We start from the raw sequence: 13,891 nt of genomic DNA on the forward strand, positions 1-13,891 counted from the left end.
AGTCGCGAACACAGTCGCATGGGAGCACTCCGGTCCGACGCGCGACCCCGTGAGTCTTAGTACACCCGCTTCTTCGGCTCGATGTACGCCACGTCGTCGGTCAGGGTGTATTCGTGGACCGGGCGGTAATCGATCTTCACCTCGCCGCCGGTGCCGCCCCAGCCGGTGAACCAGCTGGCGGTGTGCTTCATCCAGTTCGCGTCATCGCGCTCGGGGAAGTCCTCGTGGGCGTGGGCGCCGCGCGATTCCTTGCGGTTGTGGGCGGAGTGCATCGTCACGATCGCCTGGCCGATCAGGTTGTCGAGCTCGAGCGTCTCGACGAGGTCGCTGTTCCAGATCAGCGAGCGGTCGGTGACCGCAATGTCGTGCATCGAGCCGTAGATTTCGGCGAGCTTCGCCTTGCCTTCGGCCATCAGCTCGTCGGTGCGGAACACCGCCGCGTGCGCGCTCATCGCGCGCTGCATCGAGGTGCGGATCGCCGCGGTCGGCGTGCCGCCCTTGGCATTGCGGAAGTGGTCGAGGCGGCCGAGCGCGAAGTCGGCGCTGTCCTTGGGCAGCTCCTCGTGCGGGCTGTTCGGCTTGAGCAGCTCCTTGAGCCGGTGCCCGGTCGCGCGGCCGAACACCACGAGGTCGATCAGCGAGTTGGAACCGAGGCGATTGGCGCCGTGGACCGAAACGCACGCCGCCTCGCCGACCGCGAACAGGCCCGGCACGACGGTCTCGGGATCGCCGTCGGCGCCGATGGTGACGACCTCGCCGTGATAGTTCGTCGGGATGCCGCCCATGTTGTAGTGCACGGTCGGCACCACCGGCAGCGGCTGGCGGGTGAGGTCGACCCCGGCGAAGATCTTGCCGCTCTCGGTGATGCCCGGCAGCCGCTCCGCCAGCACCTTGGGATCGATGTGGTCGAGGTGCAGGTAGATGTGGTCCTTGTGCGGGCCGACGCCCCGCCCCTCGCGGATCTCCAGCGCCATCGAGCGGCTGACGACGTCGCGGCTGGCGAGGTCCTTGGCGCTCGGGGCGTAGCGTTCCATGAAGCGCTCGCCCTCGGAGTTGGTCAGGTACCCGCCCTCGCCGCGCGCGCCTTCGGTGATCAGCACGCCGGCGCCGTAGATGCCGGTCGGGTGGAACTGGACGAACTCCATGTCCTGCAGCGGCAGCCCCGCGCGCAGGACCATCCCGCCGCCGTCGCCGGTGCAGGTGTGGGCGCTGGTGCACGTGAAATACGTCCGGCCATAGCCGCCGGTCGCCAGCACCACCGCGTGCGCGCGGAAGCGGTGGATCGAACCGTCGTCGAGGCACAGCGCGATCACGCCGACGCACTTGCCGCCCTGCATGATCAGGTCGATCGCGAAGTATTCGATGAAGAAGTCGGCGTCGTACTTCAGGCTCTGCTGGTAGAGCGCGTGGAGCATCGCGTGGCCGGTGCGGTCCGCCGCGGCGCAGGTGCGCTGGACGGGCGGCCCCGCGCCCATGTTCTGCATGTGGCCGCCGAACGGGCGCTGGTAGATCGTGCCATCGTCGTTGCGGCTGAACGGCACGCCGGCGTGCTCGAGCTCGTAGACCGCGTTCGGCGCCTCGCGCACCATGTACTCGATCGCGTCCTGGTCGCCGAGCCAGTCCGAGCCCTTGACGGTGTCGTACATGTGCCACTGCCAGTGGTCGGGCGTGTTGTTGCCGAGGCTCGCGGCGATGCCGCCTTGCGCGGCGACGGTGTGCGAACGCGTGGGGAAGACCTTGGTGATGCAGGCGGTCTTGAGGCCGCTTTCGGCGCTGCCCATCGTCGCGCGCAGGCCGGAGCCGCCGGCGCCGACGACCACGACGTCATAGGTATGATCGACAATCTTGTAGGCGGGTGCGGCGCGGCTGTTGCTGCCGGGTGTCGTTGGCGGCGTGATCGGCGAGGGGTTGTCCATCAGGCGGCGACTCCTCCGAGCGCCGCCTTGAGGATGAAGAACAGCCCGAAGGCGATTCCGGCGGCGGCGCCGAAGTTGACCAGCAGCAGCGCGGCGAACTTGTTGCCGGCCTCGTGCACGTAATCGCCGATGAGCTCGCTGAGGCCCAGCCGGGCGTGCCAGAACACGTTGACCACCAGCGCTGCCATCGCGACGGCGGGCACCGGGTGCCTGAGCCAGCCGATCACGCTGCCGTAGCTGAGGTCGGGGAGGAGGACGAGCGAGATCGCCAGGAAGCTGACCAGCAGCAGGTTGCCGACGGCGGTCATGCGCTGCTGCAGCCAGGCTTCCTCGCCTTCATGCGCGGGGCCGAGCCCGCGGACCCGGCCGAGTTCGGTGCCGTCACCCATGCGAGTGTCTCCTAGAGATAGATCACCGCGGCCCAGAAGGCGGCGGTGAGCAGGATGCCGATGATCGTCGTGGCGACCGACCAGCGCTTGTTTTCGTGGATTTCGTATCCCGCGCCGGCGTCCATCACGAAGTGGCGGACGCCCGAGCTCATGTGATTGAAGAACGCCCAGCTGATGCCGACAAGCACGACCATGCCGTACCAGGTGGAGGCCTGCTGGGCGAATGTGGCGTAGCTTTCCGGCCCGCCGGCGATCGCCGCGAGCCACCAGATCAGCACCGGCAACGCGACGAACGCCATGCCGTCGCCGGTGATGCGGTGCAGGATCGAGACGAGCATATGCGGGCCCCACTTCCAGATCGACAAGTGCGGCGAGAGCGGGCGGGAGGCCATCGGCAGGATCCGTTCGTTCGAGTGTGGCGACGCTCTTAGCGGAATGGTCAAGCGAGGCAACACCGGCTAGATCGCGGCCATGCCAACCGTCCTCATTACCGGATCCTCGCGCGGGATCGGCCAGGCGACCGCGGAAGCGCTGCGGGCGCGCGGCGCCAGGGTGATCGGCCATTCGTCGCGACCCACCGACGATCCCGATGCGATCCCCGCCGACTTCTCCGACCCGCCGGCGCCGCAAGTCCTGTGGGAGGAGGCACTCGAGCGATCGGGCGGCGAGATCGACGTGCTGGTCAACAACGCCGGCCTGTTTGCCGCCGCGCCGATCGACGCTTCCGACATCGCCTGGCTCGACGCGTGGGAGGATACGCTGCGGATCAACCTCACCGCCGCCGCCCAGCTCTCGCGCTTCGCGGTGCGGCACTGGCTCGGCAGCGGGCGAACGGGGCGCATCGTCCACATCGCCAGCCGCGCCGGGCATCGCGGCGATTCGCCCGATCACTGGCACTATGCGGCCTCGAAGGGCGGGATGCTCGCGCTGCACAAGACCATCGCCCGCGCCTACGCCTTCGAAGGCATCCTCAGCTTCGCCATCACGCCGGGGTTCACCAACACCGGGATGGCCGAAGACTATCTCGCCACACGCGGCGGCGCGGGGCTGCTGGCCGACATCCCGCTCGGCCGCGTCGCCACGCCCGAGGAGATCGCCAGGATCGCGGTGTTCTGCGCGCTCGACGCCCCGCCGAGCCTGACCGGCGCGACGCTCGACGCCAATGGGGCCAGCTATGTTCGCTAGAATCGCATCCGCAGCGCTGCTGCTTACCGCCACCGCGTCCGCCCCGCCCCCACAAGGGGCCGCCGCCGACGGGCAGGTGCGCTGGGCGAAGCAATGCAAGGATTGGGACGAGTGGGACAAGCCCGGCCCGCCCTACCTGATCCACGGCCAGACCTACTATGTCGGCACCTGCGGGATCAGCGCGATCCTCATCGTCAGTCCCGAAGGCCACACGCTGATCGACAGCGGCACCGATGCCGGGGCGAAAGTGGTGGCGGCGAACATTCGCAAGCTCGGCTTCAGGCTGGCAGACGTGAACACCTTGCTCAACACTCACGAGCACCATGACCACGTCGGCGGCATGGCCCGCCTGCAGCGCCTGACGGGCGCTCACCTGGTGTCCTCGCCGCGCGCCGCCGCGGTTCTGGGCAGCGGAACTTCCGACTCCGAAGACCCGCAGGCGATGGAGCACATGCGCTTTCCACCGGCTCACGTGACCGACGTGCTCGAGATGAAGGACGGCGAAGCGCGGATCCTCGGCGCGACCGAGCTCCGGGCGGTCGCCACGCCGGGGCACACGCCGGGCGCGCTGAGTTGGCAATGGGAGTCCTGCGAAACGAAGGATCGCTGCCTGACGATCGTCTACGCCGACAGCCTCACGCCGGTCAGCAGCGACGGCTATCGCTTCAGCGACCACCCCGCCTACCTGGCGGCGTTCCGTGCCAGCCTGGCGAAGATCGCCTCGCTCAAGTGTGACATCCTGCTCTCGCCGCATCCCTCGGCCAGCGGCATGCGCGACCGGTTGCTCAGGGGCAGCCTGGTCGATCCGCAAGGCTGCGAGGCCTACGCCGCCCGCCTTTCGAAGCAGCTCGACGAGCGGCTCGCGAAGGAAGCCGATGGCCGATAGCTGGAAGCTGATCGCGCACGCGCCAAAAGGAGTGGTCCATGCGGCGCTGCTGGCGCACGAAGATGTCGAGGAGTGGGATCCCGAGATCGTCGTCACTGGCCACGAGATCGCCGAGGATCGGCCCGATGAGTGGGTGCTTGAGGCCTACCTGCCGCGCCGGCCGCGCAAGGAAGACCGCGAATCGTTCGCGGCGCTGTTTGCCGGCAAGCCGCCTGCTCTCGTGACCGAAAAGGTACGGCCAGCCGACTGGGTGACGGAAAGCCAGCGCGGCGTCGAGCCGATCCGCGCGGGACGGTTCTACGTCCACACACCCGACCATCTGCCCAGCGCGGAGCCGGGCGTTACCAGCTTCGAAATCCCCGCCAGCCAGGCGTTCGGCACCGGGCAGCACGCCACGACCGCCGGCTGCCTGGCGATGCTGAGCGCGATGAAACGGCGCGGCGTGGCCGCGCGCAACGTGGCCGACATCGGCACCGGGACCGGCCTGCTCGCCTTCGCGGCGCTCAAGCTGTGGCCGCGAGCCCATGCGGTGGCGAGCGACATCGACCCGGTCTGCGCGCCGGTCGTGGCCGAGAACGCCGAGCGCAACGGTTTCAGGATCGGGGCGCGGCCGGGTGAGCTAGCGGTCGCCGTCGCCGCGGGGATGGACGATCGCCGACTGCGCGAATGCGGGCCTTATGACCTGCTCATAGCCAACATCCTCGCCGGCCCGCTGGTCGAGCTCGCGCCCGACTTCGCCGACTCGATGCCGCCGCGCGGCAACCTCGTCCTCGCCGGCCTTCTGGCGGCTCAGGAGCGCGCCGTGCGCGCCGCCTATCGCGCCGTCGGATTTGCCCTCGCCGGACGCATCGTCAACGGAGACTGGTCGATCCTGTGGCTGCGCCGCCGCTTCATTGGCTGATCCGCTGGATCGCGTGGGCGGCGCTGGGGCTGTTCGGCCTCCTTGCAGCCTATGCCCTGGCCGGATGGGTCGGAAGCTCGATCCCGCGCAACGCGGACTGGCGCGAGCCTGCTGCGAGCGATTCCGGCGTCGTGACGATCATGGTGGAGACCAACGGCGTCCACACCGCGCTGGTGCTGCCGCTGGTCACGCCCGAGCGCGACTGGCGCCCGGTGTTCCCCGACAGCGAGCTTGCCGCACCTAGCCCCGAATATACCCATGTCGCGATCAGCTGGGGCGAGAAGCAGGTGTTCCTCTACACCCCGACCTGGTGGGACTTGCGCCCGTGGACCGTGGCGCGGATCGTCGGCATCGGCGGCGACGGGGTGCTTCACATCGCCCATTACATCCGCCCCGCCCCGGCCGACGACATTCGCCCGTTGCGGCTCACGCGCGAACAATACGCCAGACTGGTGGCAGCGATCGATCGCTCGCTGCCGAAACATCCGCGCGTTCGCTATGCGGGCTATGGCGCGCAGGACGTGTTCTACGACGCGCCCGGACACTACACCGTCGAGACCACCTGCAACCAGTGGACCAGCAACACGCTGGCCGCGGCGGGCGTCAGGATCGGCGCCTGGACCCCGTTCGCCGGCGGGGTGATGAAGTGGGTTCCGCCTCTCAGGAGATGACTCTCGCCCCAAAACGTGCATGGTAGCGCTACCTAGGGAGAGGACTCGCGATGCCGGATACCGATTTCACCAGGCGCTCATTGCTCGCCGCCGGGGCGCTTGCCCCGCTCGCTCTCGGCGCCACGCGCGCACTCGGGCAGCAGGCCCACGGGACGCCGTTGGCCGGCGAGTTCGCGCTCCCCGATCCGCCGGGCCAAAAGATGCGCTGGGCCATCGTCGGCCTCGGCAACTTCGCGGTCGGCGAAGCGATCCCGGGTTTCATCGATTCGCAGCATGCGCGGATGACCGCCTTCGTCTCGGGCAGCCCGGCCAAGCAGAAAGACCTCGGCGCGCGCTTCGGAGTCAGCCGGTTCTACGATTACATGAACTTCGACAGCATCGCGAACGACCCGGAGATCGACTGCGTTTACATCATCCTGCCGGTCGGCCTTCACGCCGAATACACGATCCGTGCGCTCAAGGCCGGCAAGCACGTGCTGACCGAAAAGCCGATGGCCTCGACCAGCGCCGAGTGCGAGGCGATGATCGCCGCGGCCAGGGCCGCCAAGCGCCAGCTCGGCGTCGCCTACCGCATCCATTTCGAGCCGACCAACGTCCGCGCCAAGCAACTGATCGACAGCGGCGAGATCGGCGACATCCGCTTCGTCTCGGCCGACCACGGCTTCAACGCCGACCCGAATTATCCGCCGCACAAGTGGCGCCTCGAAAAGGCGCTCGCCGGCGGCGGGTCGATGTTCGACATCGGCATCTACGGCCTCAACACCTCGCTGATGATGCTCGGGCAGGACCCGGTCGCGCTCTCGGCCAACTACATCTACCCGAAGGACGATCCGCGCTTCCGCGAGGTCGAAGGTGGCATCGAATACCGCCTTCGCATGGCCAACGGAGTCAGTGTTGCCGGTTCCTCGTCGTACAGCTGGAGCCCTTACATCTCGCAGCAACGCTACATGGGATCGAAGGGCTCGATCTTCATGAAGCCGGCTACGACTTACGACCGCAACACGATCACCGTCGAAGGCAACGGTCCCAACCACGAAGTCGGCGCCGCCAACCCGCTGACGCAGTTCCAGCGCCAGCTCGACGCCTTCAGCCTTGCCGCGAGAGCGAACACTCCGCACAAGACGCCGGGAGAAATGGGCCTGCGCGACATTCGCCTGATCGAGGCGATGTACAAGAGTGCGGATAACGGCGGAGAGGTCGTGAAGCTGTGAAACGTTGGGTTCTCGCGGCCGGGCTGGCGCTGGCCGCCTCCCTTCCCGCGATCGCCCAGCAGACGAAAGGCGCGACCGCCGACGACATCCACGAAATGGAACGCCAGCGCTTCGGCTTCGGCGAGCTCGCACCCGGACGCGACAGCGACCAGAAGAGCCCGCGCGCGGCGAACTTCGACGAGGCCAAGGTCGGCAATCTCATCCCGCCGCCGCTCTTCGCCTCGCCGAACGACGCGACGAAGGAAGGCTGGGCCAGGCGGCGCGAGGCGCTGGCGCGACTGATCGAGGACAACTGGGTCGGCCGCATTCCCGACGCCGCCAACAACTTGCGGATCCTCTGGCACAAGGAGGCCGTGGCGGGCCGCAAGGGCTATGACACCGAGCAATGGGTCGGCCAGATCCTCACCCCCGACGGGCGCTCGGGCCCGGTAATCGACGCGACGATCACTTTCCCCAGGCGCTCGAACAAGGTGCCCGCGCTCCTCGACTACAGTTACATCTGGCCCGCCGGCTTCAAGTTGCCCGGCCCGCCTCCCCCCGACACCGAGGCGATGGTGCTGAAGCGCGGTTGGGCCCATGTCGCTTATCGCCCGACGCTGCTCCAGGCCGACACCGGTGCGCAGATGCAGCAGGGCCTGATCGGTCTCGTCCGCTGGCCGCGCGAGCGGCACGACTGGGGCGCGCTACGCGCCTGGGGCTGGGGCGCCAGCAAGCTGCGCGAAGAGCTGGCCAAGGATCCGCGCATCGACGGCAATCAGGTCTCGCTTGCCGGCCATTCGCGTTTCGGCAAGGCGGTGCTCGTCGCCGCCGCTTTCGATCACAAGTTCGCCGACGCGCTCGTGTCGAGTTCAGGCGCCGGTGGCGCCAAGCTGATGCGGCGCGATTTCGGCGAAGCCTGGACCAATATGGCCGGCAGCTATGCTTTCCACTGGTACACGCCCGAGGTCATGGAATACGCCGGACACAAGACCGTCGCCGACCTGCCGGTCGACGCACACATGCTGATCGCCCTGCGCGCGCCACGACCCTTGTTCATCTCGAGCGGTTCGGCCGACAAGGGCGATGCCTGGGTCGATCCCAAGGGTATGTGGGTCGCCACCAGCCTCGCCGAGCCGGCGTGGGGCAGTGTCTATGGCCTGCCGGTCCCACCGGGCAGCGAAATGCCGAAGGTGCTTGTCGGTTATCGCGACTTCCCGCTGGCGTTCTACCAGCACGACCAGGGCCACGTGCCCTGGCCGTCGTACGAGAGTTTCATGGCCCACGAAGCGAAGTTCGCGGGCAGATAGCGCTCCGCCTAGCGTGACTGGTTATGGGTGCCGCCCGGCTCGGTAATGTGGCGCAACGCGTGGCCGCTGCGCGCCGGCTCCTCGCGGTCGAGATCGGCGAGCGAGACGATGCCCACGAGCCGCTTGTCGTGATCGACCACCGGCATGCGGCGGACCTGGATTTCAGCCATGTTGACGAGCACTTCGTCGGCCTCCGCATCGTCGAAACAATACTTGACCTCGCGGCTCATGATATCTCCCACGCGGGCGCTCGGGCCGCAGCCTTCGGCGACGCCGCGGATGGCGATGTCGCGGTCGGTGATCATGCCGACAAGGCGGTCACCGTCCGACACCGGCAGCACGCCGGTATCGACCGAGCCCATGATCTGCGCCGCGCGCTCGATGGTATCGTCGGGCGAGACGAGCCTGACATCCTGCGTCATGCATTCGCTGATTTTCATCGAAGGTCTCCTTGCGCTTCACCCGTTTCAGCGACCGGGGGCCGTGCATGTTCCGCGCTCGAACGCGGCAGAACGCCGCTTCGCCGTGAGCGGTCAGCCGCTCCACTTCTCGATCGCGGCGCGATAGGCTGCACGGGCTTTCTCGAAGCGTTGTTCGAGGCGGGCGATTTCCTTGTCATGGCGCGCCTCCAACGCGTCGAGCTTGCGTTCGATCGCCTCGCGCTGCTTTTCCAGCGCGGCCCATTCACCGTCCCGCTGGCGGCGCGCCTCGTCGAGCGCCGCTTCGGCCTCGTCGACCTTGTCGCGCCGTGGCGGCGGCTTGGGTTTGGGAGGCTTCCGTTCAGGCTTGGCCTCGATCTTCTTCGCCGCCGGCTTCTTGCGTGGCCCAAGGGCCTTGAGCTGCGCCGCGAGGTCGCCGCGTGAGACGCGGATCACCTCGCCCGGGCGCTTGAGCGGCTCAGCCGTCAGACGCGGATCGGTGACCTGCTCGGCGGCGCCGCGCGCGAACAGGTCGGCGTCCGCGCCCCACGCCTCGAGCGCGGCCTTCCGGCTCGGCGCGGCGACGTAGGCGTCGTGAAACCCGGTCGGTGTGCGGAAGACCTTGAGCTTGCGCGGCATCTCGCTCCCTTCGTGCGAAGAACCGCGCAACCGGAGCGCGGTTTCCGGGTTGAAGCCGCAGGGAGACGGCCATGGCGAACTTCGACCTCAGGGGTGCTCATCACGGGTCGCGCCGGCGCTGTGGTTCGCAGCGACTCGTCCGCCCGGCGTCGATGTGGTGAGCCGGCGGATCGAGCCGCTCAACCAGAAGATCGTCTTAGCTCAGCCCTTCATCTGCCGGGCCGCGCGTTCGAGCTCCTCGCGGTTGTTGCCGTGCCGCGCGATCAGCTGCTCGGCTTGTTCGATGCTGATGCCGTTCGCTTCCGCGAAGTGGCGCACCTCGTAATCCTGTCCGCCCGCGACCCGCGAGCGATCCTGTCCGCCTGCGTTCGACTTGTCGTCAGCCATTGCCATTCTCCTTTCGGAAGCAACAACTTGGTTAACGCGCGGCGGGTTCCGGCACCGGGCGGGTCAGCACCACCGTCAGGCCGGCCGCGACCAGCGCGCAGGCGGCGAGAATCAGGAAGGCGATCGAATTGTCGCCGGCATTTCCGGCCCGGACTCGCCCGAGCATGTCCGGCCCGACGAACCCGCCGAGCTGCGACAGCGCGTTGATCCAGGCGATCCCGCCGGCCGCCGCCACGCCGGAGAGGAATGCCGTCGGCAGCGTCCAGAACACCGCCAGCCAGGCCATCGCGCCGATCGCGACGAGCGTCAGTGCGACGACGGAAAGGATGGCCGCATGACCGGCGAAGGCGAGCAGCAACAGGCCGATCGCGGAAAGAAGAAGCGGCAGCGTGGCGTGCCAGCGGCGCTCGCCGGTGCGGTCCGAATGGCGGGCGATGACGACCATCGCCGCCGCCGCCACGCCCCACGGGATGGCGGTGACCAGCCCGACTTCGAGATAGGCCTTCCTGGGAATGCCAAGGTCCTGCACCAGCGTCGGCATCCAGAAGTTGAGCACGTTGTTGATCATCGCCCGCAGGAAGTCGGCCAGCGCCAGCGCCCATACCCGCCAGTCGAGCAGGATCGCCGTGAAAACGCTGCGCCGCGCGCCGGCAGAAACGCCGCCGCTGTCCTGGGCGAGGCGCGTCATGACCAGCTTGCGTTCGCGGCCGGTCAGCCAGGCCGCTTCGAGCGGCCCGTCGGGCAGCTTGGCCAGCACCACCAGACCGAGCACGATCGCGGGCAGCGCTTCGAGGAGGAACAGCCATTGCCAGCCTTCGAGCCCCCCTCCATCGAGGAACTGCAGGATCACGCCCGACACTGGCGAACCGATAGCGCTCGCGAGCGGGATCGCGAGGATGAACAGCGCGATGGCGTGCGCGCGCCGCCGCGAGGGAAACCAGTACGTCAGGTAGAGGATCACGCCAGGGAAGAAGCCCGCCTCGGCCACGCCGAGCACGAAGCGCAGGAGGTAGAAGCTGAACTGGGGGTCGGTGAGGCCGAAGGCCGTGGCCACGGCGCCCCAGCGCAGGGCCCCGAGCAGCACGAACGCCGCCGAGACCGCGCCCCAGGTCAGCATTATGCGCGCGATCCATTTGCGCGCGCCGACCCGCGCCAGGATCAGGTTCGAGGGCACCTCGAACAGGAAATAGCCGAAGAAGAACACGCCGGCGCCGAAGCCGTAAACCGCGTCTGACAGGCCCAGTTCGCTCGCCATCTGCAGTTTGGCGAAGCCGACGTTGACGCGGTCGAGGATGGCCAGGAAATATCCGGCGAACAGCAGCGGCAGCAGGCGCCGGGCGATCTTGGCGTACGTCGCGGCTTCCTGCGTTTGCATCTACCCCCTCCCCCGCTCGCTCGTTCAGCCCGGCTTGACCGGCGCGAATTCCTGGTTGGTGAACGGCGGCGCCGTCGGCCGCTTGATCACGTTGAAACCGAAGTCGAGATCCTTGTGACAAGCATTGCAGCCGGCCGACAGCCCGTCGAAGGCGGCCGTGAATTCTTCCTGGTTCTTGTCGGCGATCGCCTTGTCGAGGTCGCCCAGCGGGCCGCCGACGTATTCGTCGACCAGCGGTGCGGTCGCCGTGTTGTCGACCGACGGGTGAAAGCTCTTCACGTCGTCGAAACCCTCTCGCAATTCGTCCAGCTCGTACCGGGCAAGCGGCCAGTTCTGCGCCGAGCCGGCGAACCACAGCTTGGCGTGGCGCATCTGGTTCTGTCCCATGATCTCGCCGAGGCCGACGACATAGGACTTGGGTCGCCGGGGCTCCGGCTGCTTCACCGAACACCCCGAGGCCAGCAGCGCGACGAGCATGGCGGCGCCGGCGAGCTTCTCTTTCATCGCGTCCTCCTCATCCCGCATTCTTGACGATCTCGGCCCAGGCGGCCTCGTCGATCACCTCGATGCCAAGCTCGGCGGCCTTCTTGAGCTTGCTGCCGGCGCCGGGGCCGGCGACGATCAGGTCCGTCTTGGCGCTGACCGAGCCGGCGGCCTTGGCGCCGAGCCGCTCGGCCTGCGCCTTGGCCTCGTCGCGGCTCATCGTCTCGAGCTTGCCGGTGAAGACCACGGTCTTGCCTGATACCGCGCTGGCCTTGGTCTCGACAACGTATTCCGGCGGCGTGACTTCGCTCAGCAGGTCGTCCCACACCGCCCGGTTGTGCTCTTCGTGGAAGAAGTCCCCGAGTGCCTCGACCACGACGGGGCCGACCCCCTCGATCCCGGTCAGTTCGGCCAGCGCGTCCGCGTCGCCGGCGTGGGCACGCTCGGCGGCTTCGCGCAGCGCCGGCAGCGTATGAAAGCGCTTGAGAAGATCGCGCGCGGTGACGGCGCCGACGTGGCGGATGCCGAGCCCGAACAGCAGCCGCGCGGCGTCGGGGGAGCGGCGCGCCTCGATCGATGCCAACAGGTTATCCACAGACTTGTCCTGCCAGCCCTCGCGGCCGATCAGTTCGTCGCGGTGCTCGTGGAGGCGAAAAATGTCGGCCGGGCCTCTCGCCAGCCAGCCGAGTTCCATGAACTCGAGAATCGTCTTCTCGCCCAGCCCCTCGATGTCGAGCGCGCCGCGGCTGGCGAAATGGCGCAAGCGCTCGAATTGCTGGGCGCGGCAGATCAGGCCGCCGGTGCAGCGCACGTCGACCTCGCCCTCCTCGGCAACGGCCTCGCTGCCGCATTCGGGGCAGTGCGTCGGGAACGCGTAAGGCTCGCGCTCGATTTCGCGCGTCAGGTTCTCGACCACTTGCGGAATCACGTCGCCGGCGCGCTGGATAACGATGCGGTCGCCCTCGCGCAGCCCGAGGCGCTCGATCTCGTCGCGGTTGTGCAGCGTGACGTTGACCACGGTGACGCCGCCGACCAGCACCGGCGCGAGGCGGCCCACCGGAGTGAGCTTGCCGGTGCGGCCGACCTGGATGTCGATCCGCTCGAGCACGGTCTCGGCACGTTCGGCGGGGAACTTGCGGGCCAGCGCCCAGCGCGGCGCCTTGGCGACGAAGCCGAGCCGCTGCTGCAGCGCCAGGCTGTCGACTTTGTAGACCACGCCGTCGATGTCGTAGGGCAGGCCCGCGCGCCTCTCGCCGATGCTGCGGTAATGCTGCACCAGTTCGTCGAACGAATGGCACAGGATCAGGTCGGGCGAGACCTTGAAGCCCCACTCGGCGATCCGCTGCATGACCTCGAGCTGCCCCTCGCCCGGTACCTCGCTCGCGGCGCCCCAGCCGTGGGCGAAGAAGCGCAGCGGGCGCGCGGCGGTGACGCTCGGGTCCTTCTGCCGCAGCGAGCCGGCCGCGGCATTGCGCGGGTTGGCGAACCGGCGAACCGAGCTTTCGTCGAACGCCTCGCCCTTGGCCTCCGCACGCGCCTTCGCTTCTGCCATCAGCCGTGAATTGAGCGCGGTAAAGGCCTGTTTCTCCATGTAGACTTCGCCGCGCACTTCGAACACCGCGGGTGCTGCGCCGTTCAATTGCTGCGGGATATCCGGGATGTGCGCGACATTGGCGGTGACGTTCTCACCCACCTGGCCGTCACCGCGCGTCGCCGCCAGCACCAGCGCGCCGTTCTCGTAGCGCAGGGAGCACGACAGGCCGTCGATCTTGTCCTCGGCAGTGAACGCCAGCGGCCCATCGTCGGGCAGCGCCAGGAAACGCCGCACCCGGGCGACGAACTCGGCCACCTCCTCGTCGCTGAAGGCATTGTCGAGGCTCGCCATGCGCACCTCGTGCGGCACCTTCGAGAGCGGCGAGGCGCCGACCTCGTGGCCGACCTGCTGCGAAGGGCTATCCGGCCGCACGAGATGCGGAAATGCCGCCTCGAGCTCGGCATTGCGGCGCACCAGGGCATCGTACTCGGCGTCGGAAATCTCCGGCGCGTCCTGCGCGTGATAGAGTTTGTCGTGATGCGCGATAGCCTTGGCGAGCCGCATCAGCTCGTTGGCGGCCTCGGCTTCGGAGAGGTCGGGCCCTTTGCT

The 13,891-nt window shown here is 68.2% G+C and carries 15 protein-coding genes; 6 read left to right on the plus strand and 9 right to left on the minus strand.

Annotated elements, in window-relative coordinates:
- Nucleotides 1-56: 56 nt before the first annotated feature.
- From sdhA to sdhC, 3 genes are read right to left on the minus strand one after another with little or no spacing between them, the layout of a single operon-like run.
- Nucleotides 57-1,916: a succinate dehydrogenase flavoprotein subunit gene (gene sdhA, locus G7B69_RS05260; protein WP_166176809.1), complete on the minus strand. Its 1,860-nt coding sequence runs from the start codon at nt 1,914-1,916 to the stop codon at nt 57-59.
- Nucleotides 1,916-2,305: a succinate dehydrogenase, hydrophobic membrane anchor protein gene (sdhD, locus tag G7B69_RS05265; RefSeq protein ID WP_166176811.1), complete on the minus strand. Its 390-nt coding sequence runs from the start codon at nt 2,303-2,305 to the stop codon at nt 1,916-1,918. The genes sdhA and sdhD overlap by 1 nt, the downstream gene beginning before the upstream one ends.
- Nucleotides 2,306-2,316: 11 nt before the next feature.
- A complete protein-coding gene (sdhC, locus tag G7B69_RS05270) occupies nt 2,317-2,697 on the minus strand; it encodes a succinate dehydrogenase, cytochrome b556 subunit (protein WP_166176813.1) in 381 nt (126 codons plus the stop codon).
- Between the two features lie 79 nt (nt 2,698-2,776).
- Between sdhC and G7B69_RS05275 the strand changes: the two genes are divergently transcribed.
- The 6 genes from G7B69_RS05275 to G7B69_RS05300 are packed head-to-tail and all read left to right on the plus strand — an operon-like array spanning nt 2,777 to nt 8,445.
- Nucleotides 2,777-3,490, plus strand: coding sequence for an SDR family NAD(P)-dependent oxidoreductase (locus G7B69_RS05275; RefSeq protein WP_166176815.1), 714 nt, complete (start codon nt 2,777-2,779; stop codon nt 3,488-3,490).
- Nucleotides 3,480-4,376 carry a subclass B3 metallo-beta-lactamase gene (gene bla / locus G7B69_RS05280; protein ID WP_166176817.1) on the plus strand — a complete coding sequence of 299 codons (897 nt, stop codon included), beginning with the start codon at nt 3,480-3,482 and terminating at the stop codon, nt 4,374-4,376. The genes G7B69_RS05275 and bla overlap by 11 nt, the downstream gene beginning before the upstream one ends.
- Complete coding sequence (locus tag G7B69_RS05285; RefSeq protein ID WP_166176819.1) at nt 4,366-5,277, plus strand: 50S ribosomal protein L11 methyltransferase; 912 nt, start codon at nt 4,366-4,368, stop codon at nt 5,275-5,277. Before bla ends, G7B69_RS05285 begins: the two co-directional genes overlap by 11 nt.
- Entirely contained in the window at nt 5,250-5,948 is a 699-nt protein-coding gene (locus tag G7B69_RS05290; protein ID WP_243415033.1) for a DUF2459 domain-containing protein, read from the plus strand. The genes G7B69_RS05285 and G7B69_RS05290 overlap by 28 nt, the downstream gene beginning before the upstream one ends.
- Before the next feature lie 50 nt (nt 5,949-5,998).
- Nucleotides 5,999-7,159 (plus strand): Gfo/Idh/MocA family protein, encoded by a 1,161-nt coding sequence (locus G7B69_RS05295; protein ID WP_166176821.1) that lies wholly within the window; start codon nt 5,999-6,001, stop codon nt 7,157-7,159.
- On the plus strand, nt 7,156-8,445 hold the full coding sequence (locus G7B69_RS05300; RefSeq protein ID WP_166176823.1) for a glucuronyl esterase domain-containing protein: 1,290 nt from the start codon (nt 7,156-7,158) through the stop codon (nt 8,443-8,445). The genes G7B69_RS05295 and G7B69_RS05300 overlap by 4 nt, the downstream gene beginning before the upstream one ends.
- An 8-nt stretch (nt 8,446-8,453) precedes the next feature.
- On the opposite strand, the gene G7B69_RS05305 is transcribed toward G7B69_RS05300, so the two are convergent.
- The 6 genes from G7B69_RS05305 to ligA form a co-directional block, all read right to left on the minus strand.
- On the minus strand, nt 8,454-8,885 hold the full coding sequence (locus G7B69_RS05305; protein WP_166176825.1) for a CBS domain-containing protein: 432 nt from the start codon (nt 8,883-8,885) through the stop codon (nt 8,454-8,456).
- Nucleotides 8,886-8,978: 93 nt separating this feature from the next.
- Nucleotides 8,979-9,503: a hypothetical protein gene (locus G7B69_RS05310; RefSeq protein ID WP_166176827.1), complete on the minus strand. Its 525-nt coding sequence runs from the start codon at nt 9,501-9,503 to the stop codon at nt 8,979-8,981.
- A 201-nt stretch (nt 9,504-9,704) separates the two neighbouring features.
- Complete coding sequence (locus tag G7B69_RS05315) at nt 9,705-9,890, minus strand: DUF3606 domain-containing protein (protein WP_166176829.1); 186 nt, start codon at nt 9,888-9,890, stop codon at nt 9,705-9,707.
- Nucleotides 9,891-9,921: 31 nt separating this feature from the next.
- Nucleotides 9,922-11,265, minus strand: coding sequence for an MFS transporter (locus tag G7B69_RS05320; protein WP_166176831.1), 1,344 nt, complete (start codon nt 11,263-11,265; stop codon nt 9,922-9,924).
- Between the two features lie 24 nt (nt 11,266-11,289).
- Nucleotides 11,290-11,769, minus strand: coding sequence for a hypothetical protein (locus tag G7B69_RS05325; RefSeq protein WP_166176833.1), 480 nt, complete (start codon nt 11,767-11,769; stop codon nt 11,290-11,292).
- Between the two features lie 10 nt (nt 11,770-11,779).
- Nucleotides 11,780-13,846: an NAD-dependent DNA ligase LigA gene (gene ligA, locus G7B69_RS05330; RefSeq protein WP_243415038.1), complete on the minus strand. Its 2,067-nt coding sequence runs from the start codon at nt 13,844-13,846 to the stop codon at nt 11,780-11,782.
- Nucleotides 13,847-13,891 lie beyond the last annotated feature (45 nt).

The organism is Croceibacterium segetis (assembly GCF_011320115.1).
Classification (GTDB): Bacteria; Pseudomonadota; Alphaproteobacteria; order Sphingomonadales; family Sphingomonadaceae; genus Croceibacterium_B; species Croceibacterium_B segetis.

Coding starts and splice junctions, on each gene's coding strand:
- ligA (WP_243415038.1), bottom strand. CDS start 13,846: ATGCGGCTCGCCAAGGCTATCGCGCATCACGACAAACTCTATCACGCG.
- G7B69_RS05275 (WP_166176815.1), top strand. CDS start 2,777: ATGCCAACCGTCCTCATTACCGGATCCTCGCGCGGGATCGGCCAGGCG.
- G7B69_RS05315 (WP_166176829.1), bottom strand. CDS start 9,890: ATGGCTGACGACAAGTCGAACGCAGGCGGACAGGATCGCTCGCGGGTC.
- sdhA (WP_166176809.1), bottom strand. CDS start 1,916: ATGGACAACCCCTCGCCGATCACGCCGCCAACGACACCCGGCAGCAAC.
- G7B69_RS05305 (WP_166176825.1), bottom strand. CDS start 8,885: ATGAAAATCAGCGAATGCATGACGCAGGATGTCAGGCTCGTCTCGCCC.
- sdhD (WP_166176811.1), bottom strand. CDS start 2,305: ATGGGTGACGGCACCGAACTCGGCCGGGTCCGCGGGCTCGGCCCCGCG.
- bla (WP_166176817.1), top strand. CDS start 3,480: ATGTTCGCTAGAATCGCATCCGCAGCGCTGCTGCTTACCGCCACCGCG.
- G7B69_RS05310 (WP_166176827.1), bottom strand. CDS start 9,503: ATGCCGCGCAAGCTCAAGGTCTTCCGCACACCGACCGGGTTTCACGAC.
- G7B69_RS05295 (WP_166176821.1), top strand. CDS start 5,999: ATGCCGGATACCGATTTCACCAGGCGCTCATTGCTCGCCGCCGGGGCG.
- G7B69_RS05285 (WP_166176819.1), top strand. CDS start 4,366: ATGGCCGATAGCTGGAAGCTGATCGCGCACGCGCCAAAAGGAGTGGTC.
- G7B69_RS05325 (WP_166176833.1), bottom strand. CDS start 11,769: ATGAAAGAGAAGCTCGCCGGCGCCGCCATGCTCGTCGCGCTGCTGGCC.
- G7B69_RS05320 (WP_166176831.1), bottom strand. CDS start 11,265: ATGCAAACGCAGGAAGCCGCGACGTACGCCAAGATCGCCCGGCGCCTG.
- sdhC (WP_166176813.1), bottom strand. CDS start 2,697: ATGGCCTCCCGCCCGCTCTCGCCGCACTTGTCGATCTGGAAGTGGGGC.